This is a genomic window from Arsukibacterium sp., from assembly GCF_033722355.1.
GTDB lineage: Bacteria > Pseudomonadota > Gammaproteobacteria > Enterobacterales > Alteromonadaceae > Alishewanella.
The window spans coordinates 1-26,177 of the sequence record NZ_JAWVZF010000022.1; the positions used below are offsets into that span (position 1 = coordinate 1).

At 50.1% G+C, this 26,177-nt stretch carries 21 protein-coding genes and 3 tRNA genes; 15 read left to right on the forward strand and 9 right to left on the reverse strand.

Translation table 11 applies throughout. From position 1 onward, the window contains the following. Nucleotides 1-31 precede the first annotated feature (31 nt). Together R3177_RS04190 and R3177_RS04195 are read left to right on the forward strand one after the other, a co-directional pair. Complete coding sequence (locus R3177_RS04190) at nucleotides 32-2,491, forward strand: circularly permuted type 2 ATP-grasp protein (RefSeq protein WP_318969783.1); 2,460 nt, start codon at nucleotides 32-34, stop codon at nucleotides 2,489-2,491. A 1-nt stretch (nucleotide 2,492) separates the two neighbouring features. Further along, nucleotides 2,493-3,374: a transglutaminase family protein gene (locus tag R3177_RS04195; RefSeq protein WP_318969784.1), complete on the forward strand. Its 882-nt coding sequence runs from the start codon at nucleotides 2,493-2,495 to the stop codon at nucleotides 3,372-3,374. Here the strand turns inward: R3177_RS04195 and R3177_RS04200 are convergent. The 4 genes from R3177_RS04200 to coxB are packed head-to-tail and all read right to left on the reverse strand — an operon-like array spanning nucleotide 3,371 to nucleotide 7,869. Then, nucleotides 3,371-4,195 carry a cytochrome c oxidase assembly protein gene (locus R3177_RS04200; protein ID WP_318969785.1) on the reverse strand — a complete coding sequence of 275 codons (825 nt, stop codon included), beginning with the start codon at nucleotides 4,193-4,195 and terminating at the stop codon, nucleotides 3,371-3,373. The genes R3177_RS04195 and R3177_RS04200 overlap by 4 nt on opposite strands. After that, nucleotides 4,186-4,560 carry a hypothetical protein gene (locus R3177_RS04205; protein ID WP_318969786.1) on the reverse strand — a complete coding sequence of 125 codons (375 nt, stop codon included), beginning with the start codon at nucleotides 4,558-4,560 and terminating at the stop codon, nucleotides 4,186-4,188. Before R3177_RS04205 ends, R3177_RS04200 begins: the two co-directional genes overlap by 10 nt. Continuing rightward, nucleotides 4,557-7,073: a cytochrome c oxidase subunit I gene (ctaD, locus tag R3177_RS04210; protein ID WP_318969787.1), complete on the reverse strand. Its 2,517-nt coding sequence runs from the start codon at nucleotides 7,071-7,073 to the stop codon at nucleotides 4,557-4,559. Before ctaD ends, R3177_RS04205 begins: the two co-directional genes overlap by 4 nt. Next, nucleotides 7,066-7,869: a cytochrome c oxidase subunit II gene (gene coxB / locus R3177_RS04215; RefSeq protein ID WP_318969788.1), complete on the reverse strand. Its 804-nt coding sequence runs from the start codon at nucleotides 7,867-7,869 to the stop codon at nucleotides 7,066-7,068. Before coxB ends, ctaD begins: the two co-directional genes overlap by 8 nt. Between coxB and R3177_RS04220 the strand changes: the two genes are divergently transcribed. Then, on the forward strand, nucleotides 7,825-8,304 hold the full coding sequence (locus R3177_RS04220; RefSeq protein ID WP_318969789.1) for a DUF2231 domain-containing protein: 480 nt from the start codon (nucleotides 7,825-7,827) through the stop codon (nucleotides 8,302-8,304). The genes coxB and R3177_RS04220 overlap by 45 nt on opposite strands. Nucleotides 8,305-8,321: 17 nt before the next feature. Here the strand turns inward: R3177_RS04220 and R3177_RS04225 are convergent, their stop codons facing one another. The 5 genes from R3177_RS04225 to R3177_RS04245 all read right to left on the reverse strand — a co-directional run bounded on the left by R3177_RS04225 (nucleotide 8,322) and on the right by R3177_RS04245 (nucleotide 16,625). Then, nucleotides 8,322-8,756: a hypothetical protein gene (locus R3177_RS04225; RefSeq protein WP_318969790.1), complete on the reverse strand. Its 435-nt coding sequence runs from the start codon at nucleotides 8,754-8,756 to the stop codon at nucleotides 8,322-8,324. A 199-nt stretch (nucleotides 8,757-8,955) separates the two neighbouring features. Next, the gene (locus R3177_RS04230) at nucleotides 8,956-12,009 is read right to left on the reverse strand and encodes an efflux RND transporter permease subunit (protein ID WP_318969791.1); all 3,054 of its coding nucleotides are present in this window, start codon (nucleotides 12,007-12,009) and stop codon (nucleotides 8,956-8,958) included. Nucleotides 12,010-12,011: 2 nt separating this feature from the next. After that, nucleotides 12,012-13,103 (reverse strand): efflux RND transporter periplasmic adaptor subunit, encoded by a 1,092-nt coding sequence (locus tag R3177_RS04235; protein ID WP_318969792.1) that lies wholly within the window; start codon nucleotides 13,101-13,103, stop codon nucleotides 12,012-12,014. Between the two features lie 163 nt (nucleotides 13,104-13,266). Continuing rightward, the gene (gene uvrB, locus R3177_RS04240; protein ID WP_318969793.1) at nucleotides 13,267-15,270 is read right to left on the reverse strand and encodes an excinuclease ABC subunit UvrB; all 2,004 of its coding nucleotides are present in this window, start codon (nucleotides 15,268-15,270) and stop codon (nucleotides 13,267-13,269) included. After that, nucleotides 15,267-16,625, reverse strand: coding sequence for an MATE family efflux transporter (locus R3177_RS04245; protein WP_318969794.1), 1,359 nt, complete (start codon nucleotides 16,623-16,625; stop codon nucleotides 15,267-15,269). The genes uvrB and R3177_RS04245 overlap by 4 nt, the downstream gene beginning before the upstream one ends. Before the next feature lie 554 nt (nucleotides 16,626-17,179). Here R3177_RS04245 and R3177_RS04250 point away from each other — a divergent pair. From R3177_RS04250 to gloA, 12 genes are all read left to right on the forward strand, one after another. After that, a tRNA-Asn gene (locus R3177_RS04250) sits at nucleotides 17,180-17,256 on the forward strand. A 25-nt stretch (nucleotides 17,257-17,281) separates the two neighbouring features. Then, nucleotides 17,282-17,358, forward strand: a tRNA-Asn gene (locus R3177_RS04255). 33 nt (nucleotides 17,359-17,391) lie between these two features. Continuing rightward, nucleotides 17,392-17,468 (forward strand) — tRNA-Asn (locus tag R3177_RS04260). 151 nt (nucleotides 17,469-17,619) lie between these two features. Then, nucleotides 17,620-19,545: a GGDEF domain-containing protein gene (locus R3177_RS04265; protein WP_318969795.1), complete on the forward strand. Its 1,926-nt coding sequence runs from the start codon at nucleotides 17,620-17,622 to the stop codon at nucleotides 19,543-19,545. A 177-nt stretch (nucleotides 19,546-19,722) separates the two neighbouring features. Continuing rightward, nucleotides 19,723-20,304, forward strand: coding sequence for an electron transport complex subunit RsxA (rsxA, locus tag R3177_RS04270; RefSeq protein ID WP_318969796.1), 582 nt, complete (start codon nucleotides 19,723-19,725; stop codon nucleotides 20,302-20,304). Next, complete coding sequence (gene rsxB, locus R3177_RS04275; RefSeq protein ID WP_318969797.1) at nucleotides 20,304-20,855, forward strand: electron transport complex subunit RsxB; 552 nt, start codon at nucleotides 20,304-20,306, stop codon at nucleotides 20,853-20,855. The genes rsxA and rsxB overlap by 1 nt, the downstream gene beginning before the upstream one ends. 3 nt (nucleotides 20,856-20,858) lie before the next feature. Beyond that, a complete protein-coding gene (gene rsxC / locus R3177_RS04280; RefSeq protein ID WP_318969798.1) occupies nucleotides 20,859-22,784 on the forward strand; it encodes an electron transport complex subunit RsxC in 1,926 nt (641 codons plus the stop codon). Further along, nucleotides 22,781-23,848 (forward strand): electron transport complex subunit RsxD, encoded by a 1,068-nt coding sequence (gene rsxD, locus R3177_RS04285; protein WP_318969799.1) that lies wholly within the window; start codon nucleotides 22,781-22,783, stop codon nucleotides 23,846-23,848. The genes rsxC and rsxD overlap by 4 nt, the downstream gene beginning before the upstream one ends. Then, nucleotides 23,845-24,477 (forward strand): electron transport complex subunit RsxG, encoded by a 633-nt coding sequence (gene rsxG / locus R3177_RS04290; protein ID WP_318969800.1) that lies wholly within the window; start codon nucleotides 23,845-23,847, stop codon nucleotides 24,475-24,477. The genes rsxD and rsxG overlap by 4 nt, the downstream gene beginning before the upstream one ends. Next, nucleotides 24,474-25,172 (forward strand): electron transport complex subunit E, encoded by a 699-nt coding sequence (locus tag R3177_RS04295; RefSeq protein WP_318969801.1) that lies wholly within the window; start codon nucleotides 24,474-24,476, stop codon nucleotides 25,170-25,172. The genes rsxG and R3177_RS04295 overlap by 4 nt, the downstream gene beginning before the upstream one ends. Before the next feature lie 54 nt (nucleotides 25,173-25,226). Continuing rightward, a complete protein-coding gene (gene nth / locus R3177_RS04300; RefSeq protein WP_318969802.1) occupies nucleotides 25,227-25,859 on the forward strand; it encodes an endonuclease III in 633 nt (210 codons plus the stop codon). Nucleotides 25,860-25,867: 8 nt separating this feature from the next. Then, on the forward strand, nucleotides 25,868-26,177 hold a 310-nt coding region (gloA, locus tag R3177_RS04305; RefSeq protein ID WP_318969803.1), incomplete at its 3' end, for a lactoylglutathione lyase.

The following is a 26,177-nucleotide window of genomic DNA, read 5'->3' on the forward strand; positions in this document are numbered from 1 at the left end:
GCAACTTTCCGCTTAACGCAACAGGAGCCTTATGCCATTAAACGCCGCCCAGTCAGTGAATAGCGAGCAGCAACATTGGCAATCGTTACCCCAATGGCAGCAGGTTGAGCAATGGTGGCAACAGCAAACAGACAGCCGCCTCGCTCAGCTGCATAGTGAATTACAACATCAGGTAAGGGAAAACGGTGCCGCGGTAGATGCCTGGGATACCTCGCCTCGCCAGCTGGATTTGCTTCCGTGGCTTATCAGTGATGAACAATGGCAACCGCTGCACGCAGGTCTTGTGCAGCGCCACACCTTACTTAACGCTATCCTTGCTGATTTATATGGGCCGCAACACCTGTTGCAGCAGGCCATTATTCCCGCCAGCGTCATTTATCAGAATGCTGAGTTTCTGCTGCCCTGCGTTGGCTTAACCGAAACACAGCCCTGGTTACCATTACTGGCTTGCGATTTGGGCCGCAATGCTCAGGGGCAGTTATGTGCCTTTAACGATGTCAGTCAGCTGCCTGCAGGCCTTGGCCATGTACTGGAACACCGGTTGGCCTTTAACAACACCACTACCGAACTGAACAGCATAATTAAAAAAAACCAGCTAACCGGTTTTTTCCGCCAGCTGCAACAGTTACTACAGCGACCAGCGCAGGCTGATCAGCTGCAACTGACCGCCCTGCTTACTCATCAGCAACGCGACACCGCTTATTTTGAGCACGCCTTTCTGGCCAATTATCTTGATATTGCGTTGGTGCATGGTGCAGACCTGATGTATAAAAATGGCCGGCTATGGCTGAAAACCCTGAGCGGCCTGCAACCGCTGCAAAGTCTGTTGCGTTATCTTGACGACAACCATTGCGATCCGCTGGAACTGGCACCCGCCAGCAGTGGCTGTGCCGGCCTGTTGCAAAGCATCCGCCAGCAACAGCTGTTTTGCGCCAATCTGCCAGGTGCAGCATTGCTGGATTCGGGCGCCCTGTTGCCCTTTTTGAATAAAGCATGTCAGTTCCTTCTGGCAGAGCCACTGCTACTGCCAACCGTTAAAGCCCTGTGGTGTGGTGAGCCGGACGCATTGACCGAGCTACGCCACTGTCCCCGCCAATATTGCCTGCAGCAGTTGGCCACTGGTGAGCAGCTCGTTTTAAGCCAGTTAACTGATGCTCAGCTGACGTCGCTATGGCAGCGGGTTAAGCTGCAGCCCGAGGCTTATATTGCACGGGAAATTCTGCCATTAAGTCAGGTTCCCTGCTGGTCCGTTTCCAACGGAGCACAGCAGCAGTCCGGCACATTCAGAACCTTCAGTCTGCTGGCCGGTAATCAACATATCGAAGTATTACCCGGCGCGCTTGGCCGGACAGCTTCTGAAGCTGAACATCTGCAAATCCGCTTACGGCAGGGCTTCAGTCAGGGCTTTAATGCCAAAGATCTCTGGGTTCTTACTGAGAAGGTTCAAAGTAGCAGCTTGTTACAATGCGCCAGTACCAGAATCACATTGTCCCGCCAGACGGGCTTAGTACCCAGCAGAGTCGCTGATCATTTATTCTGGCTGGGCCGTTATAATGAGCGGCTAAATTTAATTTGCCGGGCGCTACGGGCAGCGTTACCGTTGTTAGGCAGCGATGAACCTGAACAGGGCCAGCAGGATGCCAAAGCGTTACTCAGGTTCTGCTTGCAGGCAAACGGCGCAGAGCCGCAATTAAATGCCTCGCTTGAACTGTTGTTTCAGCCACTTTTCTCTGCCGATAACCCGGTTGGTCTGGTAACAATTTTAAAAAACCTGCTGTTTAATGCTCAGTCGGTACGGGAATATTTTGGTGAAGACACCTGGTATGTTTTAGATAAACTGCAAAACACCATTTACAGCTGGCCCGCTCAACCAGACTGGCAGCAGCCAATGGCGTTACTTCGGACACTTGATGAAATTATTTTATTACAAACTGCCATTTACGGTTTAAACAATGAAACCATGAGCCGCACTCACTCCTTACGCTTTATGGATTTAGGTCAGCACCTGGAGCGGGCTTTGCAAACCTGTGGCCTGCTGCATTCAGTATTTTGCAACGCCACACCGGGTGCCAGCTTACTCGAAGCCTTGCTCCGAATGGCCGATACGCTGCTAACCTATCGGCGTCGCTACCGAAATGAGCTGCATGCGTTACCAATAATTGATTTACTGTTGCTTGACGACAGTACGCCACGCTCTGTTGCGTTTCAGTGTACCTTATTACTGCATGAAGTGAATAAACTGCCGCCACAGCAATATGGCGCCCTGCCAGGCACTCAGCTGCAGGGTAATGAACTTGAGCTGGCCAGCGAATTGCTGGGGTTACTGCAACAGAACGACGCCGAGCAGCTATTTGATGATAATCAACAGCCCAGGCAGGAGCTTGGTTTTCTGTTAATGAAACTGCAGTTACGACTCCGGCAGTTATCAGATAGCATTACTTTATCGTATTTCAGTCATGTCGACTTACATAACCAGTGGCAACGTTTTTAATATGAGATACAGCCTGAGCCATCTTACCCAGTACTGCTATCCGCAGCCGGTTGCCAACAGCTACAATCTGGTATGCCTGACGCCCCGTCAGTTGCCCTATCAGCAGGTATTAGAGACCGGCCTTGAAGTAAACCCGTTACCATCCGAGTTGCAACAGCGCACTGATTATTTTGGTAACACCCAGCATTTTATTCACTTACCGGGTCAGCACCAGCAATTGGCCGTCACCGCTAAAAGCATTGTTTCGGTGCAGAGTCAGCAGAATATTCTGAAAATACAGGATGGCATCACCGCCGGTAAATTAGCCGATTATCTGGCCAGTCAGTGCGATCCGCAGGCATTACAAGCCAAACTTTTTGTTAATGCCAGCCAGCTGATCCCGCTGCTGCCGGAGTCTGAAGCGCTGATTAAACCACTGATGGCCAGAGGACAGAACGTATTGCAGCTGGCCCAGGCCTTAACGCAGTTTATTTTTGCTGAATTTGAATATGACACCGAATTCAGTACAGTGGTAACACCTCTCAGTGACGTTATCCGGCATAAACGCGGGGTTTGTCAGGACTTTGCGCAGCTGGCCATAAGCTGTTTACGCTCTGTCGGCGTTCCAACGCGCTATGTCAGCGGTTATCTGGAAACTCAACCGCCTGAAGGTCAGCCCAGACTGGTCGGTGCTGATGCCTCACATGCCTGGTTTGGCGTGTTTGATCCGGATCTGGGCTGGATTGATTTTGACCCGACCAATAACTTGTTGGCCGATGAACAGCATCTGACGGTCGCCTTTGGCCGCGATTATGCCGATGTTGTGCCATTAAAAGGTTTACTGCAGGGTAACGGCGAGCATACCCTGACGGTGGCGGTCGATGTTGCCCCTATGCCTGCTTAATGGGTTATCCCGGGGTTAGCTGCCCGGCCGGTCAGCCAGCGATATCCCAGCCAGGCGGCAGCCAGCAGGTATGGCAGGCCACCCGGTACCCACATCAGTAACCCGGCGAGTTGCTGATCAGAGATCTGATGACTTGGATAGTACAGTAAGGTATCAGCAAAGGTCAGAATAGCGCCTAAAAACCCGGTATGCATTAAGGTAAACAGCAATGCCAACAGAGCCCAGCTGCGACTGCGTTCAGTGCACTGCAGCGTCGCCCACCACAACATTGCGGCAGTAAAAATAAAGCAAAAATGCTCCACTAAGTGCCACCAGGGGTGCTCCAGTGCCAACACATAAAACCGTGGGGTATGCCAGAACCAGACCATGGCGGCGTGCAGATAAGCCAGACTAAGCGGATAGGCGCTGAGTTTCAAAAGAGGCTGCCATAAGAACCGGCCAAGCCGACCCGTTACCGCAGCAAACTGTGGTAGTGGCAAACTCAGCGCCCACATCGGCGTAATGACCACCATAAATAACATGTGCTGCACCATATGCGCGCTGGCACTGGTTTCCGCCAATTCATCCAGTGGCCCTAGCGTAGCATAACCACACAACAGGCAACTGCTATGAAATAACAGCGCCCGCCATAGCGCTGGTGGTCTTTTTATACTGCCCAGAATATACAACAACCAGAACAACGCCAGCATTACCAGGGCAACCACCGCCGCCCAGAAGGTTGCACCATCACTTTGCATCGGATTATGCGCCTGTAAAGGCAAACTGATGCCACCGGCAAATAAAACGACTACTCTGCTCACATATCGGGTTATCAGCTGCATGGGGCAAACACCAGTACCGGCAAACCACCCGCTAGGGTTGCCACAGCAGCAGCCAGATACAATACTGAGCTGACATAGCCGGTGAAATAGTTCACCCCGGCGGCATTGTCTGCTGACTTGCGCCGTTGCAAACAGGCGCGGCCGGTCCGCCAGGCCAATGCCAGTAACAATGCTAACACCAGTAGTGTAAACAAAAACAAACCTGCACTAAGCCAGTTAACCGGCCCTTGCTGCTCAGCTGGCGCGGCCAACTGACAAGCAACAGATAAGCCAGCATACATTGCCACAAACCAGATACTCCAAATTGTTAACCCGATCACCAGCTGGGCAGGATGACAGGGTTGCAACCAGGCACGACGGCTCATAACTGTGTCCCCCACCCCAGTGGCAGTATAAAAAACAGCGCCACGCTTAACCAGTACACTGCCAGATAGTAAAACCACAACGGTTTAATGACCTGTGGCTCATAAGGTAAACCGGCATGAACATAACCGCATCTGACCCGCACAGCCTGAAGTCCGGTTAAAATGACGGTTAATGCCCCATGCCCCAGCAAATAAAGCAGGATCACCATCAATACCGCATCATGCGCGCTGCGGCTGTAGTCCAGTGGCACCTGGATAAACAGCAACAGTAAAATCAGCAGATGTGCCAACCCAAAGGCGGCAGATAACCAGAGCTTTTGTTGCAAGCCGCTGTCATCCTCTGCTGCCAGACGCTGACACAGATTATGGAACAGCCAGCCGCCAAGGCAAGCGGGGATGCCGCAACCTGCCAGCCACCAGACAGATAATGGCCCGTCGGAGGGCGCTGCCCACTTTGGCGCAGCAGTCCACAGATAGAACCAGCCAAATAATAACGACATATATAAGGCCCCATTGGCCAGCAAGGTAACAATCATTCCCCAGCGGCCCGGACCATCAAGCGTTTGCGACTCTACCGGCAACGCGAGTCCGGTCCGGCATGGTGATGGCGACGCTTTCGGATGGCCGCCATTTTCCCAGCTCCAGCGCAAAAGCAATAACACGGTAATAATAACGGCCACCAATGCCAGCTGATACCAGCGGCACAACAGGCTGATACAGACAGCAGCCAGTGAGAGGGCACTGTAGAGTGGCCACCAGGAGTTGCCCGGCAATTGCAATACTTTTTGCTGTTGCGCACTGATTGCTGACGTGCCGAGCGTTTCTCTTTTATTCCGGCTGGCGTCTGCCAGGTTTTCTTTGCCCGCGGCAATCCGTTGAGCCAACTGTGGTTCCTGCCACAGTGGGTTACGGCTATTAACATCAGGTAAACTGACAAAATTATACTGAGCTGGTGGCATATCCAGCGCCCACTCCAGCGTATCGGCCTGCCACGGGTTAGCACTGGCACGTTTGCCAAACCAGAAATGCAACAATAAATCCAGCAGAACCAGCGCCACACCCATGGCCATAACAAAGCCACCGACTGACGATAACAGGTTTAAGCCATCCCAGCCTAACCCTGCCTCATAGGTATAAACCCGCCGCGGCATTCCCATTAACCCGGTCACATGCATCAGTAAAAATGTCAGGTTAAAGCCGGTAAACGTTAACCAGAAGCCCCAGCGACCAATTACTGCAGAGGGCATCCGACCGGACACCAATGGCAGCCAATAATACAGGCCGGCCATTAACGGAAAAAACATGCCGCCGACCATAACATAGTGCATATGGGCCACTACAAAATGCGTATCATGCACCTGCCAGTTAAACGGCACCAGCGCCAGCATGACGCCGGTCAGCCCACCGCAGACAAAAATAACCAGAAAGCCACTTACCCAGAGCATTGGCAACCGGAATACGACTTTACCCCGCCATAATGTCGCCAGCCAGGCAAATATCTGAATTGCTGTCGGTATCGCCACCAGCATACTGGCGATGGAGAAAAAGGCCTGCGCCAGCTGCGGAATGCCAACAGTAAACATATGATGAACCCACAGACCAAAGCTGATAAAGCCGGTTAAAATAATAGCGATAACAATCCAGCGATAGCCGACAACCGGCCGGCCGCTAAATACCGGAATAAGGGTTGAAACAATACCCGCTGCCGGCAGAAAAATAATGTAAACCTCGGGATGACCAAACAGCCAGAAAAGATGTTGCCACAACAACGGATCGCCGCCGGCAGCCACCGTAAAAAATGGCATGCCGGCAGCACGTTCCAGCTCCAGCAGAATGCTGGCAAGAATTAACGGCGGAAAACCAAAAACGATCATCAGCGCCATCACCAGGATGTACCAGCAAAAAAGTGGCATCCGGCTTAGTGTCATACCTTTCGCGCGGCTGCATAATATTGAGACTGTCAGTTCAATGCCGGCTGCCATGGCTGATATTTCGACAAAAGTGATACCCAGTAACCAGAAATCAGAACCGGGGCCGGGAGCAAACTCGCTGCTGCTGAGCGGGGTGTACATAAACCAGCCGGACGAAGGTGCGATGCCAAGCAACAGGCTGGACATAATGATGATCCCGCCAAACAGATAACAGTAATACCCCAGGGCGCTGATCCTGGGAAATACCAAATCACGGGCACCGATCATTTTAGGAATCAAATAAATTGCCAACCCCTCAAGCACCGGGATTGCAAACAAAAACATCATTACAGTACCGTGCATACTGAACAACTGACTGTAGGTTTCTGCATTAACAATATGCTGTTCCGGTAACGCCAGCTGGGTGCGCAGCAACATGGCCAGTACGCCGCCAATCAGAAAAAACACCATACCGGTCACCATAAAACGCAGGCCAATCGTCCCATGGTTTACTGCTGCCAGACTCCCCCAGCCGGGTAAGTTAGCCCAAACCCGATCAAGCTGACTGGCTAATGATGCCGCGTTCTGCCTGGTGTCAGTCATCGGTATTTTCCTCCGGTAAATCAAGCTGTGATACCCGGAACGTATTCAGCCAGCTGGCAAAATCATGCTGTTCCCGGGCAATAACAGTAAACTGCATATGAGCATGGCCAACGCCGCAATATTCTGCGCACTGCCCCCGATAAATTCCGGGCTCGGAGGCTTCCAGTCTTAAAACATTTGTGCGCCCGGGGATCAGATCCAGTTTTACCCCGAGCCTTGGCACCCAGAATGAATGAATAACATCAGCACTGGTTAAATGCAGGTGCACTACGGTATCGACCGGGATATGCAGGGTATCCATCAGCTGAATCTCATGCCCGGGATAACGAACCTGCCAGTACCACTGATGACCGGTAATGTTTATCTGCAACGCATTATCTTTTGGCAGAGGTATCATTTTTTGTCCGACAGGGACACCGATAAGTAACAGGGCAAGGATACTGCCAGTGGGCAATACCAGTCCTCCCCAGATAATCCAGTTATTGACAGCACGCTCTGGCGCATTCTCAGCGCGCCGCTTAATGGCGTAGTGCCATAGTATGACGACTGCCATCAGTACCAGACTGAAAAAACTGAACATCAACCACCACAACATCGCCACATCTGCTGCGGCAGGCCCCTGCGGGTCAAGACTTGAAAAAGGTCCACTGCAAGCAGTCTGAGTCAGCAGCAGGCCCCCGGAGCAAATCACTGCTAAACTGTGACGAAATAATGCTTTACTAACCCTGCTTAATGATTTACGAGGTAAGTTATGTCGATGGATCCTATTGTCAGCCAGATTAAAGTGTTTGGTCATCCGTTGCATCCGGGGCTGATTCATTTCCCGGTAGCGGCACTGATTGGCCTGATTGCATCTGATCTGGCCTTTGTGTTCAGCGCTGACCCATTCTGGGCCAGAGCCAGTATCTGGCTGGCTGGTGTCGGTGCAGTGGGCGGCTGGCTCGCCAGCACCGCCGGCCTGATGGATATGTTGCTGGTGAGCCAGATAAGGCGTTTGATCACTGGTTGGTGTCACGCCATGCTGGCGGTCATGTTGTTGTCGCTGGCAACGTTTAACTGGCTGCTGCGGCTGCCCGATGCAACAGCCAACATTGTTCCGCAAGGACTTTATCTCTCTTTGCTTTGTGGCCTGCTGATCACCGCGACCGGCTACCTTGGTGGCAGGCTGGTTTATGAAAATGCTGTCGGGGTGAATATTGACGACATGCTGCAGGAAGATACCAAGTCCTGATGCCTTGTTTTGTCTGGTTAGCGCAACCATAACCACATCTCCGGTCCGGGCTTTAATAATACCAGGCCTACCACCGTTAACTGCAGCAATAATACCACCAGCAGTAGTGACAGCGATTTTCCGGTGACCGACGGTGTATGAGCCCGGGTGCTGTATAAAATCAGCATGCCGGCGATAACATGGCAGACCACCAGCCCGGTAACCAGTGTCAGCTTTAACAACAACCAGCTGTCAAGCTGCCGGTTTACTACAAAAATTAATGTTCCAGATACTATCGCCAGCAAACCAGCCGGGCTGGCCAGCCGGGTGAAAAATAAACGCTCCAGAATATCGCCCTCGCCCCTGTGCGGCAAATCATCGGTATTTTTGCGTGACATCAACAATAGCAGAACAATTAGCGCGGCCGCCCAGATCACCAGCGCACCAATATGCAGAAACAACAACCAGACCATTAACGCATTCCATTAGTAACAGAAAAAATAAAAAAAATATTAGATAACATATTAATTAAATGCATATTTTAGTATATGCAGTTAACTGTAGCAGACAAATAAAGAAGCACAGCATGGCGGCTGAAAAACTTTAGCCGCCAGCGGCGTTTAGCAATAAGTGACGTTAGAGCGGCTAATTGCTGACCAGCGGCACTGCGGTTCAGCGGGTTTTAATGTTAAAAACGCTGCAATATAGTACCGGCAGAAACAATAACGTCAACAGGGTAGCAAATCCCAAACCAAACATAATAACCACTGCCAGACTGGCGAAAAACACATCCGCCAGTAACGGCAACATTCCCAGAATGGTGGTAATGGCTGCCATGGCAACCGGCCGCACCCGGCTAACGGCACTGTCAAAGACTGCATCAAACGCTGCCTTGCCCTCGGTCAGCTCCAGTTTAATTTGCTCTACCAGCACGATACAGTTTTTAATTAACATGCCCGATAAACTTAAAAACCCTAACAGGGCAATAAAGCCAAAGGGTGCATCGAGCAACAACAGACCAAAAGTTACCCCAATAATTGCCAGCGGCACACAGGCCCAAATCACCAGTGCCTGACGCAGCGAGTTAAACAGCAGCACAGTTATCACAAACATCATCAGATAACCGGCTGGCAGTGAACTGAATAAGGCCTGCTGAGCTTTTTGCTGCGCTTCCAGCTCACCGCCCCAACTGAGAAAATATCCGGTAGGCAAAGCAATAGCCTCTATTTTCGCCTGCACCCGTGCCTGTAATGCTGCAGCCGTATCAGCAGACAAATTATCATGATCAGCCATTACCGTAATGGTTCTTTTCCTGTCCCGCCGCTGGATTTGGGCATCTTCCCAGACTAAGTCAAAACCGGTAACAACCTGCGTAATAGGCACATAACGCTGCAACTTATTGCTGTATACCTGTAAGTCATACAATGCATCCAGATTATCACGTTCAGCCAGCGGCGAGCGGGCAACAATGGGCAGCAAATGGGTACCATCGCGATAAATGCCAACAGTCCGTCCTGACAAGCTGGTAAGGAGTACTTCATCGATATCCTGTTTGCTGATCCCGACCCGGCGTGCCATGGCTTCATTAAACCTTGGCCGGATGACTTTAACCCGTTGCCGCCAGTTATCCCTGACACTGACGGCCTGGCCATCCGAATGTAATATCGTTTTTGCCTGCTCTGCCAGCTGACGCAACACATCCGGCTCTGCGCCACTGAACCGTGCTTCAATTTTTGCCGGGGTGGATGGCCCCACCTCCAGTCGCAGTAATTTATGCTGGACTCGTGGCAGGTGCTCAGTAATATAGTCGCGGGTCAGCCGCATTAATTCAGGTAATTGCTCGCGCTGCCCGGCCCGGACAATTAACTGACTGTAAGCAGAGAAATTTTTCTCCGGCTGATAGGTCAGCATAAAACGTTCAGCGCCACGTCCGCTGGTGCTGGTCACATGACTGACGCCGTCCAGTGTGGTCAGATAATTCATAAGCTGCACCGCTTCCTCGCTGGCATAACGAATATCAGTGCCCTCGGGCTGCCATAAATCCACCAGAAAAACAGGCGTATTTGATGGGGGAAAAAACACCTGTTTTACCTGACCAAAGCCAACTACCGCAGCCAGCAGCAGACCCGCTGTCAGCAGATAAGTTGCCATTCGGTAGCGCAAGGCTGTCAGCAGCACTCTGCGGTACAGAGTAAAAATCAGCCCCTGATATAATGGTGCCGGCGCCTTGTCTGTTACCGCTAATCTGTCTTTAAACAAAATACTGGCAAAAAACGGCGTCAGGGTAATCGCCGTGACCCAGCTTAGTAATAATGAGACCAGCAGCACCCAGAACAGACTGCCGGCAAATTCACCGGTAGCATCACTGGATAAACCGATAGGCGCAAAAGCGGCAATGGCAATCACTGTTGCCCCAAGCAACGGCCACTGGGTTTGTTTGACAATCAGACTCGCGGCATCGGCCAGTTTCAAGCGCCGTTGCATACCCACTAAAATTCCCTCAGTAATCACAATGGCATTATCGACCAACATGCCCAGCGCAATGATCAGAGCCCCCAGGGATACCCGTTGCAGCTCTATATTCATTTGCCGCATAAAAATAAAAGTACCAAGTACCGTTAACAGCAATATCAGCCCGATTAGAATACCACTGCGAATGCCCATAAAAAGCAGCAAAACCAAGATAACAATTACGACGGCGGCGGCCAGGTTGATAATGAAGCCACTTACGGAGTTGGCCACTTCCTCTGGCTGGTTGTAGATTGTATGCAGCGTGATCCCAACCGGTTTATTGTACTCCAGCGCAACCAGCCTTTGCTGCACCCGCTCACCGGCCTCAACCACATTGACGCCCACAGAAAAAGCCACACCCAGCGTCAGGGCATTCTGGCCATTAAAGCGGATAAGCTGTTGGGGTACTTCGACATTTTCCCTATAAACCCGCGCCACATCGCCCAGGTAAATCAACTCTGTCGAGTCAGGACTGGAGATAATCAGGCTCTCTAACTCGGTCACGGATTCAAATTCGCCGGTAGGATAAATCCGCAGCCGATCAGGCCCAACCTTAATAGAGCCGGCATTAGCAACGACATTCTGGCTTTGCAGTAAGGCTGATAAGGTTTGCGGTGCAATGCCCAGCGCCGTTAAACGGGGCCTGGATATTTCAACAATCACCTGTTGCTGCTGCACACCCCCTACGGCAACTTTACCGATGCCCTGCACCATCACTAACTCACGGCGCAAAAAATCAACGTAATCACGCAGTTCTTCGTCGCTGTAACCCTCCCCGGTTATCGCATATAAAATGCCATAAACATCACCAAAATCATCGTGAACTTTGGGGCTTTTCACGCCGGGGGGTAACTGAGGCTGTAAATCATTCACTTTATGTCGCAGCTCATCCCAAATCTGTTTCAGCTGCGGTGCACGGTAAGTATCTTTCATTTCGACCATCAGTTGTGATAATCCGGCCGATGAGACCGAGCTGACATGACTGACATAGGGTAATTGCTGAATCGCATTTTCAAGCGGATAAGTGACTTCCTCTTCTACCTGAGTAGGCGATGCACCGGGGTACTGCGTTATGATCAATGCTTGTTTAAGGGTAAACTGTGGATCCTCGAGCCGGCCTAGACCCGCATAGGACACCAGCCCCCCGACCAACAAAATAGCAGCAAATAACCAGGAAGATGTCCGGTTGCGGATAAAATAGCGCGCCAGATCCATGCTTACAGTCCCCGCTCACGCACCCAGGGCCGCACTTGTTGACCGTCACTGAGATGGTGAACGCCCGCAATAACAATGTGTTCCCCTGCACTCAGACCTTTGGTAATGGCCGCACCGGCATTGGTTAAACTGCTGACGGTAACAGCACGACGCGCCACCCTGCCAGTGTCAGGCTGATATACCCATACATAACTTTGCTGATGGGGTAAAGCAACGTCATTGGGTAAAAACAGCGCACTGGCCGGAATAAATAACGCATCAACATAGCCGGCATTAATTTTACTGACTTCAGCAATAACATTGGCGGTCATGCCAGATAGCACGTTAAATTCAGTTGGTGTTGCCATACTGAACACCACTTTGAAACTATTGGTAGCCGGATCTGCCCGGGTATCCCATTCTCTGATCCTGGCACGGTAACGATACATCGGGTGTGAATCGAACACGACCTCCGGCTGGTAATCAAAATCTTTGCGCACATTTGAAATAACATCTTCCGGCACCTGAATGACGACATCAACCTGATCCCTTACCTGCAGTTCCATTATCGGTTGCTGGGCAGCAATATTTTCGTGGTTTTCAACCAACAGCCGGGAAATGATACCGGCAAACGGAGCTTGCAGCCGGGTATAACTCAGTGCAGTCTCAGCGGTTGACAAATCAGCCTGAGCGACCTGTAACTGGGCTTTGGCTTCATCAAATACCGCCTGCGACACCAGTTTCTGCGCAATTAACTGCTCAGCACGGGTAAACTGGGTTTGCGCCAGTTCATAGCGGGCACGGGCCTGATCAAGTTTTAATTTAAAATCGGTATCATCCAGTCTGGCCAGCAATTCACCCTTTTGCACCTGCTGGCCGGGCCGGGCCTGAAGCTCGACTAATTTACCACTGACTCTGAATGTTAAATTGGCCCGGACTGTCGGCTCGACTATTGCAGGAAACTGTCGTACAGCACTGCCGGCATCACTGCCAACCTGATGTAATTTCACCGGTCGGATAACCGTTTCAGTGGTATTCGTTGCCGGTTCAGAGCATGCTGTCAGCAGGGCGCAGAAGCAGACTACCGGTAAACATGTCAAAAAACGCTGCATCATAAATAATTTCCCTAATTCCAAATACAACCCAAACCGGGCTGAACAGCCGGCTAATAAAGGTTAGCGTTAGCCAGACGGAGGCGTTTTCAGCCATCAGATTAGACCAGTGACTGCTGATTAAACCTTAAAAACCGGCTGCTGGCAGCATTTTTTTTACCTCAGCTCACAGCTCCAGCAATGCCTGTTTTAACTGATGCAATTCATCCCGTAATGCGGCGGCCTGCTCAAACTCTAAATCTTTGGCATGTTGCAGCATCTTCTGCTCCAGCTGTTTTATTTGTGCCTGCAACTGATAAGGGGTTTTTCCTTTCACCAGTTTCACCTGCTCAGCAACTTTGCGCAGGGCGGTCGGTGCGGTCGGTGCCTGGCCTAAATCCATCACATCGGATATTTTCTTACGGATAGCCGCAGGCTCGATGCCGTGTTGTAAATTATGTGTTATCTGTTTGGCACGCCGCCGCTCTGTTTCATCCATGGCGCGCTGCATAGAACCGGTGATCCGGTCAGCATACAGAATGGCTTTACCTTGCAGATTACGGGCTGCCCGGCCAATCGTCTGAATTAACGAGCGGTCTGAACGCAGAAAGCCCTCTTTGTCAGCATCCAGAATCGCCACCAGCGATACTTCCGGTATATCCAGCCCCTCACGCAGCAAATTAATTCCCACCAATACGTCAAACACGCCCAGCCGCAAATCACGGATTATCTCCATCCGCTCTACCGTATCAATGTCGGAGTGCAGATAACGCACCCGGATATGGTGGTCATTCAGATATTCAGTTAAATCCTCTGCCATTTTCTTAGTCAGTGTCGTCACCAGTACCCGCTCGTTTACCTTCGCCCGGGCCAGCGCCTCTGACATTAAATCATCAACCTGAGTAGCAACCGGTCTTATTTCAATAACCGGATCAACCAGACCTGTCGGCCGGACGACCTGCTCAATAACCTCTCCACCCGATTTTTCCAGCTCATATTTAGCCGGGGTAGCGGAAACATAAACCCGCTGTGGCGCAATCGCCTCAAACTCATCAAACTTTAACGGCCGGTTATCCAGTGCCGATGGCAACCTGAAACCATAGTTAACCAGATTTTCTTTGCGCGAACGATCGCCCTTATACATGGCACCGATTTGCGATACAGTGACATGCGACTCATCAATAAACATCAGGCCATCAGCCGGGAAATAGTCCAGTAAAGTTGGTGGTGGTTCGCCATTGGCCCGGCCAGATAAATAGCGGGAATAGTTTTCGATGCCTGAACAATAACCCAGCTCAACCATCATCTCGATATCAAACTGAGTGCGCTGAGCGATACGCTGCTCTTCAAGTAACTTATTTTCACGCAACAAATCAGCCCGGCGGGTTGCCAGTTCACTTTTTATATTCTCAACCGCTGCCAGAATTTTTTCCCGCGGGGTAACATAGTGGGTTTTGGGGTAAATTGTATAACGGGTGACAACCTGTTCTACCGCACCGGTTAGCGGATCAAAAATACTTATCCGTTCTATTTCCTCATCAAATAACTCTACTCTTACCGCCATTTCATCTGATTCAGCCGGAAAAATATCAATAACATCACCGCGTACCCGGTATGTTGCCCGCTGAAATTCGATATCATTACGACTGTACTGCAGTTCAGCGAGCCGGCGCAGAATAAAACGCTGATCAACAATGTCACCTACTTTTAAATGCAGCAGCATTTTCATATAGGATTCAGGATCACCCAGACCATAAATTGCCGATACCGAAGCAATAATCACGACATCCCGCCGCTCCATCAGTGCTTTGGTGGCGGAAAGTCGCATTTGTTCGATATGCTCATTAATCGAGGCGTCTTTTTCTATAAAAGTGTCGGTGGAAGGTACGTAGGCTTCAGGCTGATAATAATCATAATAAGAGACGAAATACTCTACGGCATTGTTAGGGAAAAACGCTTTCATCTCACCATACAGCTGGGCAGCCAGGGTTTTGTTATGCGCCATGATAAGGGTTGGCCGGTTCACATTGGCGATGACATTAGCCATTGTAAAGGTTTTGCCTGAACCGGTTACCCCAAGTAAGGTCTGATGAGCCAGTCCGGCTTCAAGTCCGTCCACCAGCTTTGCTATGGCATCTGGCTGATCGCCTGCAGGCTGATATTCCGATACCAGTTCAAATGGTCGGGTCATGCTGACTCCTTTAATTTAAATAGGCTGACCCGGTTAAACCAGCTGTAAGCAATAACAGCAGTAAAACTATTCGCCACAACACACCCGGCAAAAACCCCGATGACGCCAAATAATTTACCGCCTGCCCAGGCCAGCGGCACATAAAATACAAACAGCCGGATTAAACTAAGCCAAAGCGCATTCGCTGGCAAATGCAGGGCATTGAAAGATGAATTGGTTAAAATAGTGATACCCTGTAAGCCGTAGGCCAGTGGCACTATCCATAAAAACCAGCGTATATAGCGCGCCACATCCGGATCGTCTGTAAACATATCCGCTATCGGCCAAGCCAGCAGCGCCAGCAGAAGATAAACGGCAAACTGCCAGCGAATAATGAAAGATGTCGTCAGCTGATAAGCCTGTTGCACCCGTTGTAATTTGTCTGCACCAAAATTCTGGCTGATAAACGGAGGCAGGGTCATTGAAAGTGCCAGAACAACTAATGAAGCCAGACTTTCCAACCGGATACCTACTCCAAAAGCAGCGACCGCAGCTGCGCCGTAACCAGCCATAATGGCCGTTAATACTGCCATCGCCAGCGGCGTTAACATATTAGCGCCTGCTGCAGGCATACCTATCCGTAAAATTTTCCGGTAAATCGGCAACGCTGTTGCCCAAGGTTGCCATAAAGCGATCAGTAAACCCCGTTTAAATAATAACCATATCACCAGCCCACAGCCCAATGCCCAGGACAAAACTGATGCTAACGCAGCGCCTTGCATCCCCATTGCCGGTATCGGACCAAAGCCAAAGATAAATAACGGGTCCAGCACAGCATTCACCACACCACCGCTCGCCATGATGATACTGGGTGTCTTGGTATCCCCCGACGCTCTTAACACCGCATTGCCGACCATTGGCATCACCAACAGCACTGCACCAGCAAACCAAATCAGCATATAGTCGTGAATATAACCCAGGGTGGCATCACTTGCGCCAAGCAAGCGAAACAGTGGGTTAATCAGTAACATGCCAGTGAGACTTAATGCCAGTACCAAATAAACAGCCAGCCATAATGCCGCCAGGGAATCGGCCTGTGCTTCTTTATTGTGGCCGGCGCCTAATGCCCTTGCGATAATCGCAGATGTGCCGATACTCAAGCCGATAGCCAGACTGATAACGGTAAAGGTAACCGGAAAGGTGAAGCTGATAGCAGCCAGCGGCGTCGTTCCCAGCATACTGATGAAAAACGTATCAACCAGGTTAAACGTCATCAGGGTTAACATACCCGCCAGCACCGGCACTGTCATACTGCGTAATGTTATGCCGATATTGCCCTGTAAAATCTGATTAGCCGGCGGTGCCTGGTTAGTCATACATCCTGCCTAATGAAAAACAAGCTGCCATTGTAGTGAAAAGCAAGGTTCCATACCATGGTAAAGCCTTAAAAAGCGTGGCAATAGTACAGATAGTCGTCAATAAACGATGGGACACCAGCAAATAGTTCACAATTCGGCCCTTGCTTAATTTATGCCACTCTGGATCATTTGAAGGTAAAAACCCTTTCCCTGTAATTTCATTAAGCAATTGTTTTAATTGACTATTATTTTTTTCACTTTGCGACTTGACCACCCCGGAACGTAGAGAATATAAGGCTTAGCAACGCTAAATACAGAGTAGCACACAGACTTATCCACAACTTCTGTGGGTAACTTTCAAGAGTGCTGCTATTACTGGCGTTGGCGGCAATTACGGAACATCAACTTGTTAAACTGGACGAAAAATAAATACTGTGACGGCGTAATCCAACCTGGATCAACCATGTTTTGTTTAAACAATATGCAAGTAAACCTGACAGAGACAAATCTGCGCAGCAAACTGTTGACAGGGTCCATGGCTGGCATTAGTATTGCGCCCCGTTGAATGCTGTTCCCCAATAGCTCAGCTGGTTAGAGCGGCGGACTGTTAATCCGTAGGTCGTTGGTTCAAGTCCAACTTGGGGAGCCAACAGCGTCAACAACAGTAAGTCTTTTCCCCAATAGCTCAGCTGGTTAGAGCGGCGGACTGTTAATCCGTAGGTCGTTGGTTCGAGTCCAACTTGGGGAGCCAACCGCGGTATCAGTTGCATTAGTATCACATATTTCCCCAATAGCTCAGCTGGTTAGAGCGGCGGACTGTTAATCCGTAGGTCGTTGGTTCGAGTCCAACTTGGGGAGCCAAAATCCGCATCTCAGCTGTTTTTAATGCTATCCGTCGTAATTTATTCCTTTCTAGGTATTTTTTTGATTTAATTAGCTTTCTATTCTTTTTAGCTACACTATATTATTAAGCGTTAGACAAGGAAGCACATATGTTTGGTGGTCAGGGCTTATGAAAGTATTTAAAACACTATTAATGGCGCAGTTGCTGACTGCTGTAATCCTGGCGGCAATTACAGTGTCAGCTCTGGTGCTATATAGTCAACAACTGGTAGAGCTTCGCGAACGGAACGCGCGTAATGCCATAGAACAAATATTAACACATCATCTGTCAGGTGACGCCAAAGTACTTAGTCGTCAGCTGGACCGCAGCTTCGATTTACAAAGCTTGCGGATCAGTCAGCTGGACGGCACGATATTACACGAACAAAATACGGCCCGCACGGCAACCACTGCTGCGATGTGGGCATTGCAAACCGCGGGCAGCCAGTTCAGACCTGTGACGATGCGAAGCGAAGAGCATGGCCTGATGCTGAGCTATCAGCTTAATCACCGGCCTATGCTGGCACCGCTGCAACAACTTGGTTTTGTCTTATTACTGGCACCGTTCGTCATTGGCTGGCTGACGGTATTTATTACCAAAAGCAGTCTCAGTCGCAGTTACCGTAAAACCTCTCAGGCGGTTAATCAACTGATTGATGGTTTTATACAGGACCCGCAAAAATCAGAGCCAAACTGGCATAATATTCCTGCTGAGTTTTCTGATATTAATGTTGCCTTACAAAAGCTGGCCAATTTCAGCAAAAAACAATACAGCGAAATGACATCAGCGGCTTATCAGATAGCAGAAGAAGCATACAAAGATCCGGTAACTGACTTGCCTAACCGCAACCGTTTTGTCCAGTATTACGAAGACCACTGTAAAGTCTCCAAAGAAACCGATTTCGGCGTATTTGCCATTACCCGCTGCACTGAATTGCAGAGCCTGAACCAAACCCGGGGTTATCAGGAGGGCGATCAGTACATCAAGGATGTCGCTAATATTGTTCGTAAAGTTGCCGATGCGTACAAAGACGCTAAATTATTCCGCTTAAACAGTTCAGATTTCGGTATTTTATTACCAAGAATAACACCAAAAGAAGCAGAAAACTTTGCGTTACAATTACAGAGCCGTTTTAACGAGTACCAGAAAACGGCTGATCTTGACTCTGTCGCCTATACTGGCCTGGTAACTTACGAAAGTGGCAAGGCGCTGGGTGAACTGCTGGCGGTAGCGGATACATCCATCAGTCTGGCACAAACAAAACAAACCAATGCCTGGCACCTTCAGAAAGATTCCGCTGGATTGGAAATGGCCAGTAGCGGTTATGGTAACCAGAACTGGCGCAATGTGATTGAAGATGTGTTAAATAACAACCGGATAAATCTGTTAACCCAACTGATACAGCCGTCAAACCGTTCTGCCAAAGCCTATTCAGAAATTCTGGTTCGTTTCAAAACCCAGGAAAACCAGGTCCTGCCCACTGCGTCATTTTTGGCCATGGCCGAGAAGCTGGATAAAATTATTGCCGTCGACCGCTTAATTATTGAGACAGCACTGACCACCATTAAAAACCGTAACTTACAGGATCAGTATTTTGGCCTGAATCTGTCACCACGCTGTGTCCATGATGACCAGTTCGTAATTTGGCTGGAACGGCGGTTGTTAAAAGATGCCCACATCGCGGCCAAACTGATTTTTGAAGTATCAGAATTTGGCTTGCAACAGAATCTGAAAACCAGCAAACGCTTTATCGATATGGTTCATCGTGCCGGCGCCAGAATAACCGTTGAGAAATTTGGCGTCGGTATTACTTCGTTTAAGTTTTTCCGGGATTTGAAACCTGATTTTGTCAAAATGGATGGTAGCTACACCCGGCATATTGATGAAGATAAAAATAATCAGTACTTTATGCGGTTGATGATCGACCTGGCCCACCGGATTGGTGTTGGCGTATTTGCTGAAAGTGTTGAAACCCAGGAAGAAAAGCATATGCTGGAATCATTATTTATTGATGGTAACCAGGGGTACTACGTGGGCAAGCCCACTCCTATTTGACGCTGACTCAGTGCTGGCAGTTAACCTGTATAATGATAGCAGGTTAACTGCCATGAAAACCTGACAAGCCGCCCGTCAGGCATAATAACCCTAATGTTTGTTTGGTTGTAACGATCGAGACATCATTGCATAATACCCGTCTGTCACCAGCCCGAGCCAAATTATTTAAGCCTGATAATGACCGATTTCCTTCTTCTGCTGATCAGTACGGTGTTAGTGAACAACTTTGTGTTGGTAAAGTTTCTTGGTCTGTGCCCTTTTATGGGGGTGTCCTCGAAGCTGGAAACAGCTATTGGTATGGCACTGGCGACAACCTTTGTCCTGACTTTGGCCTCTATCTGCAGTTATCTGGTCGACACTTTTTTACTGGCCCCGTTCGATTTGCTTTATTTACGAACTTTAAGCTTTATTCTGGTGATTGCCGTGGTCGTGCAATTCACCGAAATGGTGGTTCACAAAACCAGCCCTACCCTATACCGTTTATTAGGTATTTTTTTACCGCTTATCACAACCAATTGTGCGGTGTTAGGCGTAGCCTTACTTAATGTAAACGAGCGGCATAACTTTATTAATTCTGCCATTTATGGCTTTGGTGCTGCCGCGGGTTTTTCTCTGGTATTAATTTTGTTTGCCGCAATGCGAGAGCGTCTGGCGGCAGCAGATGTACCGGTGCCATTTAAAGGCGCAGCTATTGCCATGATCACAGCAGGTCTTATGTCGCTGGCATTTATGGGATTTACCGGATTGGTGAAAGTCTGATGAGTCTATTAACCGCACTACTGATCCTCGGAGCACTGGCGCTGGTATTCGGCGGCTTGCTGGGTTTCGCGGCGGTACGTTTTAAAGTGCAAAGCGATCCGCTGGTCGATCAGATAGACGATATATTGCCACAAACACAATGCGGTCAATGTGGCTATCCCGGATGCAGGCCCTATGCCGAAGCTATTGCCAATGGCGACGATATCAACAAATGTCCTCCCGGGGGCGACAGTACCATTCGCAAATTAGCTAATTTAATGGGAGTGGAAGCCAAGCCATTGAACGCGGCACAGACGGTTGCCGTAAAGCGGGTAGCTTACATCAGAGAAGACGAGTGTATTGGCTGTACCAAATGTATCCAGGCCTGTCCGGTTGATGCGATAGTCGGCGCGTCCAAACTGATGCATACCGTTATTGTTGATGAATGCACCGGTTGCGATTTATGTGTTGATCCCTGCCCGGTCGATTGCATTGATATGTTGCCCGTCACCCCAACCCCAGAGCGCTGGAAGTGGGATTTAAACGCCATTCCGATAACCCAGGTGGAGTAACAGGTGCCGAGTTTATTTCAGCAGATCCAAGCGGGTAAATTATGGGACTTTCACGGGGGAGTTCACCCGCCAAGTCGCAAAGCCCAGACTGCGCCAAAGCCAATAGCATTGCCGCCTCTCCCAGAGCAATTATTTATTCCGGTCCGTCAGCATATTGGCGTGGCCGGGCATATCCTGGTGCATGTCGGTCAACGGGTTCTCAAAGGCCAGCCGCTGACCAGTGCTGATAATTCGATGGCGGTTCCGGTGCATGCACCTACCTCTGGTACTATCGTGGCTATTGGCGATCATACCAGTGCGCATCCTTCAGCGTTACCGGAAACGACCATTACACTGGTCCCGGATGGGCATGAAGAGTGGCGCGAACGCCAGCCACTCAATCTGGCAACCACTGATAACCTGAGCTTACTGGAACGTATTCAGGAAAGTGGTATTGCCGGCATGGGCGGCGCTGGCTTCCCGTCTCACTTAAAAGCAGGCTTAACCCAACCTGTTGATTACCTTATTATTAATGCTGTGGAGTGCGAGCCGTATATCAGTGCTGATGATGCCTTAATGCAGCAAGAAGCCATTACCATTGTCAAAGGCATTGATATTCTATGTAAATTGCTTAACCCCAAAGCAGTTTTAATTGGTATTGAAGACGATAAACCGGTTGCCAGTGCCGCATTAAAAGCCGCGTGTAACCAGCGCGAGCACTACTATGTGCGCGATGTGCCGACTAAATATCCTTCCGGCGGTGAAAAACAGCTTATCCAGTTATTGACCAACAAAGAAGTGCCCGCTGGCCGCCGGCCCATCGACATTGGCATAGTCATGCTGAATGTGGGAACCGCTTTTGCAATAGCTCAGGCGGTACTGGACGATCAGCCTCTGCTGTCACGTATTGTCACTGTAACCGGGGAAACATTACGTCAGCCTCAGAATGTGCAGGCGCTGATTGGTACGCCAGTCAGTCATCTTCTGGCATTTTGTGGTTACCAGGCGCAACACGATGGCAAAATAATTATGGGCGGCCCAATGATGGGTTTCACACTGCCCGCCCTGTCGGTACCAATAATCAAAACAACCAATTGCTTATTGGCGCCGGGCCAACATGAGTTACCGCAGCAGGGGCCGGAGCTTGACTGTATTCGTTGCAGCGCCTGTGCTGATGCCTGTCCGGCAAGCCTGCTGCCGCAACAATTATTGTGGTATAGCAAAGCCAAAGATCCGGCTAAGCTGGACGAATACAACCTGTTCGATTGTATTGAGTGTGGTGCCTGTGCCTACGTGTGCCCTAGCGAAATACCGTTGGTGCAGTATTACCGGGTTGCTAAAGCTGATATCAGAGAGCAACAACGCGAGGCCGTTAAAGCGGAACAGGCTAAAGCGCGCTTTGAAGCACGAAAAGCCAGACTCGAGCGGGAAAAGCAGGAACGAATGGCCCGGAATCAGCAGCTTGCACAGGCCCGGGAGCAGGCTCAGCAAAACAACAGTAACAGCAGCGCGGTAGCGGACGCTCTGGCCAGAATAAAAGCCAAGCAAGCGGAGCAAAGCAGCGGCCCCGTCGACCGGGAGCAGATACTGGCGGAGCGGCAAGCTAAAAAGCAGCAGGCCAGGGCTTATCAGGCTGCCAAAACAGCCGACGCGCCACAGGCTGAGCCTGCTGTTCAGGACGCAGCACCCGATAAGCAAGCGTCTGCAGATGAGCCGGCCACAGCGAGAAATGAAGCAGTGGCTGCGGCTATTGCCAGAGCAAAAGCCCGAAAGGCCGCACAGGCTCAGGCTGATATGCAGGAAAAATTGGTTGAGGCTGAACAAACCAAACAACCCGAAGCACTTGACCAGACGACACCACAGGCAGCAACCGATCCACGCAAAGCGGCTATTGCTGAAGCAATTGCCCGGGCAAAAGCAAAAAAACAAGCAGACAGTGAGAAATCATGAGTTTTAAAATTGCCAGCTCGCCCCATCACAGAGTCAGCCGCAGTACTTCGCAAATCATGCTGTTGGTGGTGTTAGCCTGTATACCGGGAATAATCGTCCAGGCTTTGCTGTTTGGTTACGGTGTACTGGTCCAGCTGATTCTGGCTGCGATATCAGCCTGGCTGGCCGAAGCCATCGTTATGGTCTTGCGAAACAAGCCGGCACTGCCAAGACTGAAAGATCACAGTGCATTATTGACCGCCGTTTTGCTCGCCATTGCTATTCCGCCGTATGCCCCCTGGTGGCTGATCGTTATCGGAACATTTTTTGCTGTTGTCATCGTTAAACAATTATACGGAGGCCTTGGCAACAACCTGTTTAATCCGGCCATGGCCGCCTATGTCATGCTGTTAATCGCCTTTCCGTTACAAATGACCCAGTGGTTGCCCAGTATCAGTCTGCAACCGGAAACTCTGACGCCGTTAGATGCCGTATGTGCTGTTTTCAGCCAATACACCTGCAGTGGTTTCAGTATCAGTCAGCTGCAAAACAGCATTGACGGTGTATCGATGGCCACACCACTGGATACGCTGCGTACAGACCTGGCGGCAGGCCTGACATTAACAGAAAGCATGGAGGCGCCGGTATTTTATGGCATTGCCGGTGCAGGTTGGCTGTGGGTCAATCTGGCCTACCTGGCTGGCGGCTTAATCTTAATTAAACTGCGGGTTATTGGCTGGCGAATTCCGGTTGCCGTGCTCGGCAGTTTATTTTTAGTGAGTCTGTTAAGCTGGCTGGCCGCCGCAGACAGCAACCCTAGCCCGCTGTTTCAGCTATTTTCCGGTGCGACCATGTTGGCTGCCTTTTTTATTGCCACCGATCCGGTGTCTGCCTCTACCACGAATAGAGGCCGCCTGCTTTATGGTGCGCTGATTGGTGTTATGATCTTTATTATCCGTAAATACGGTGGTTATCCTGACGGTGTCGCCTTTGCTGTATTGCTGGCCAATATGAGCGTGCCATTTATCGATTATTACACCCGGCCACGTACCTATGGTCACAAAGCCAGGAGCGCAAATAAATGATCTTGCCAGTATCAAAAAATGCAGCACTTCTGGCTTTGGTCGCGCTGATTTGTGTCGCCATTCTCGGTCTGGTGAATCAACTTGCCCAGCCCAGAATTGCTGAGCAACAGCTTAAGAATAAGTTAGCAATCCTGAACGATGTATTGCCCCAGAATCGGGCAAGTGAAAGCGTGCTGGCTGACTGCATTTTAGTTACCAACGAAGCGTTACTCGGCCGTGCTACACCGCAGCCAATATACCGGTTACGGGAAGATGAAGACATCAGTGCTTATGTTATTGAAACCACCGCACCGGATGGCTATAGCGGTAATATCGATTTAATTGTGGCGGTAACACCTGACGGTACCATTCTGGGCAGCCGGGTGCTGAACCATCAGGAAACTCCCGGTCTGGGTGATAAAATTGAGCGCCGCCGCTCCGACTGGATTGACAGTTTTCAGGGCAAACAAGTCAGCCCCGATAATAAGTCGCGCTGGGCTGTAAAAAAAGATGGAGGTCAGTTTGACCAGTTTACCGGCGCAACCATCACCCCACGCGCCGTGGTAAATGCGGTATACAACGCTGGTTTACTGGTATTAAAGCAACCTGACCTGGCAAGCCGGCCTGCCAACTGTGGAGCAATACAATGACGGATAATCCGAACAGTATTCGTGAGCTGGCGGTACAGGGCCTGTGGCGCAATAACCCCGGGCTGGTGCAGTTGCTGGGACTATGTCCGTTACTGGCGGTAACCGGCACCGTCACTAATGCCCTTGGGCTTGGCCTGGCAACTTTGCTGGTATTATTAGGCTCCAATATCGTGGTATCAATGGTGCGAAGCGTCGTGCCGGCAGAGATCCGGATCCCGGTGTTCGTGCTGATTATTGCCAGTTTTGTTACTGTTGTGCAGTTACTGATGAATGCTTTCACGTTCGGCCTGTATCAATCTCTGGGCATTTTTATTCCGTTGATTGTGACCAACTGCGCCATTATTGGCAGGGCTGAAGCGTTTGCTTCCAAAAATGCAGTATTACCGTCAGCGATTGATGCGCTGATGATGGGCCTGGGCTTTATGCTGGTGCTGGTGGCCCTGGGTGCTATGCGGGAAATCCTGGGTCAGGGTACCCTGTTCGATGGCGCAGATTTGTTACTTGGTGACTGGGCAGCGGTATTACGGATAGAGTTATTTCAACTGGATACGCAATTCTTACTGGCGATATTACCGCCGGGCGCATTTATAGGTATGGGATTGCTAATTGCTCTGAAAAATCTGATTGATGCCAGATTGCAGCAGCGTCAGCAACAGGCTGCCAGTATTACCAGAGCAAGGGTGACTGCGCAGTAACCTCATCAGCCAGAACAACGTGTCCTGCTGACGATATATAAGGCTTTAACAGAATTGAATAAACAAAAACGAATTGAAATCCTCAGCCGGCTGCGCGCAGCCAATCCGGAGCCGACCACCGAACTTGAGTACAGCTCGCCTTTTGAATTATTAATTGCGGTTTTGTTATCAGCTCAGGCCACCGATGTTGGTGTTAACAAAGCAACGAAACAGTTGTTTCCGGTTGCCCGTACCCCGCAAGCTATGCTGGATTTAGGTATCGACGGTGTTAAGCACTACATCAAAACCATTGGATTATTTAATACCAAAGCAGAAAATGTGATTAAAACCTGCCGGATATTAGTAGAACAGCACGGTGGTGAAGTACCGGAAAACCGCGACGCACTGGAAGCATTACCAGGCGTGGGCCGTAAAACGGCGAATGTCGTGCTCAATACGGCGTTTCGCTGGCCCACAATTGCCGTTGATACCCATATTTTCCGGGTGTCTAACCGCACTAAACTGGCACCGGGTAAAAATGTTGACGAAGTAGAGCAAAAGCTGCTTAAAGTGGTACCAGCCGAGTTTAAACTTGACGTCCATCACTGGCTTATTCTGCACGGTCGCTATACCTGTATTGCCCGCAAACCGAAGTGCGGATCTTGTATTATTGAAGACCTCTGTGAGTATAAAGACAAAACAGAATAGGAGATGATATGCGGATGCTACACACCATGCTGCGCGTGGGTAACCTGGAAAAGTCCATCGCTTTTTATACCGGGGTGCTAGGCATGAAGCTGCTGCGCCAGTCTGAAAATACGGAATATAAATACACGCTGGCATTTGTTGGTTTTGGCGATGAAAGTGAGCATAGCGTGCTGGAACTGACTTATAACTGGGGTACCAGCAGTTATGAGTTGGGCAATGCCTTTGGCCATATTGCGCTGGAAGTCGATGACGTTTATCAGGCGTGTGAGCAAATCCGTGCCAAGGGGGGAGTCATCAGCCGCGAGCCCGGCCCCGTTA

What these genes read in the sequence shown, in the direction of transcription:
- R3177_RS04235 (WP_318969792.1), bottom strand. Translation starts at nt 13,103, where the DNA reads ATGATGCAGCGTTTTTTGACATGTTTACCGGTAGTCTGCTTCTGCGCC.
- rsxD (WP_318969799.1), top strand. Translation starts at nt 22,781, where the DNA reads ATGAGTTTTAAAATTGCCAGCTCGCCCCATCACAGAGTCAGCCGCAGT.
- uvrB (WP_318969793.1), bottom strand. Translation starts at nt 15,270, where the DNA reads ATGACCCGACCATTTGAACTGGTATCGGAATATCAGCCTGCAGGCGAT.
- coxB (WP_318969788.1), bottom strand. Translation starts at nt 7,869, where the DNA reads ATGACCAAACACTTTAATCTGGCTGACAATAGGATCCATCGACATAAC.
- R3177_RS04205 (WP_318969786.1), bottom strand. Translation starts at nt 4,560, where the DNA reads ATGAGCCGTCGTGCCTGGTTGCAACCCTGTCATCCTGCCCAGCTGGTG.
- R3177_RS04230 (WP_318969791.1), bottom strand. Translation starts at nt 12,009, where the DNA reads ATGGATCTGGCGCGCTATTTTATCCGCAACCGGACATCTTCCTGGTTA.
- R3177_RS04190 (WP_318969783.1), top strand. Translation starts at nt 32, where the DNA reads ATGCCATTAAACGCCGCCCAGTCAGTGAATAGCGAGCAGCAACATTGG.
- rsxA (WP_318969796.1), top strand. Translation starts at nt 19,723, where the DNA reads ATGACCGATTTCCTTCTTCTGCTGATCAGTACGGTGTTAGTGAACAAC.
- R3177_RS04195 (WP_318969784.1), top strand. Translation starts at nt 2,493, where the DNA reads ATGAGATACAGCCTGAGCCATCTTACCCAGTACTGCTATCCGCAGCCG.
- R3177_RS04220 (WP_318969789.1), top strand. Translation starts at nt 7,825, where the DNA reads ATGTCGATGGATCCTATTGTCAGCCAGATTAAAGTGTTTGGTCATCCG.
- R3177_RS04295 (WP_318969801.1), top strand. Translation starts at nt 24,474, where the DNA reads ATGACGGATAATCCGAACAGTATTCGTGAGCTGGCGGTACAGGGCCTG.
- R3177_RS04200 (WP_318969785.1), bottom strand. Translation starts at nt 4,195, where the DNA reads ATGCAGCTGATAACCCGATATGTGAGCAGAGTAGTCGTTTTATTTGCC.
- R3177_RS04245 (WP_318969794.1), bottom strand. Translation starts at nt 16,625, where the DNA reads ATGACTAACCAGGCACCGCCGGCTAATCAGATTTTACAGGGCAATATC.
- ctaD (WP_318969787.1), bottom strand. Translation starts at nt 7,073, where the DNA reads ATGACTGACACCAGGCAGAACGCGGCATCATTAGCCAGTCAGCTTGAT.
- R3177_RS04225 (WP_318969790.1), bottom strand. Translation starts at nt 8,756, where the DNA reads ATGGTCTGGTTGTTGTTTCTGCATATTGGTGCGCTGGTGATCTGGGCG.
- R3177_RS04265 (WP_318969795.1), top strand. Translation starts at nt 17,620, where the DNA reads ATGAAAGTATTTAAAACACTATTAATGGCGCAGTTGCTGACTGCTGTA.
- rsxB (WP_318969797.1), top strand. Translation starts at nt 20,304, where the DNA reads ATGAGTCTATTAACCGCACTACTGATCCTCGGAGCACTGGCGCTGGTA.
- rsxG (WP_318969800.1), top strand. Translation starts at nt 23,845, where the DNA reads ATGATCTTGCCAGTATCAAAAAATGCAGCACTTCTGGCTTTGGTCGCG.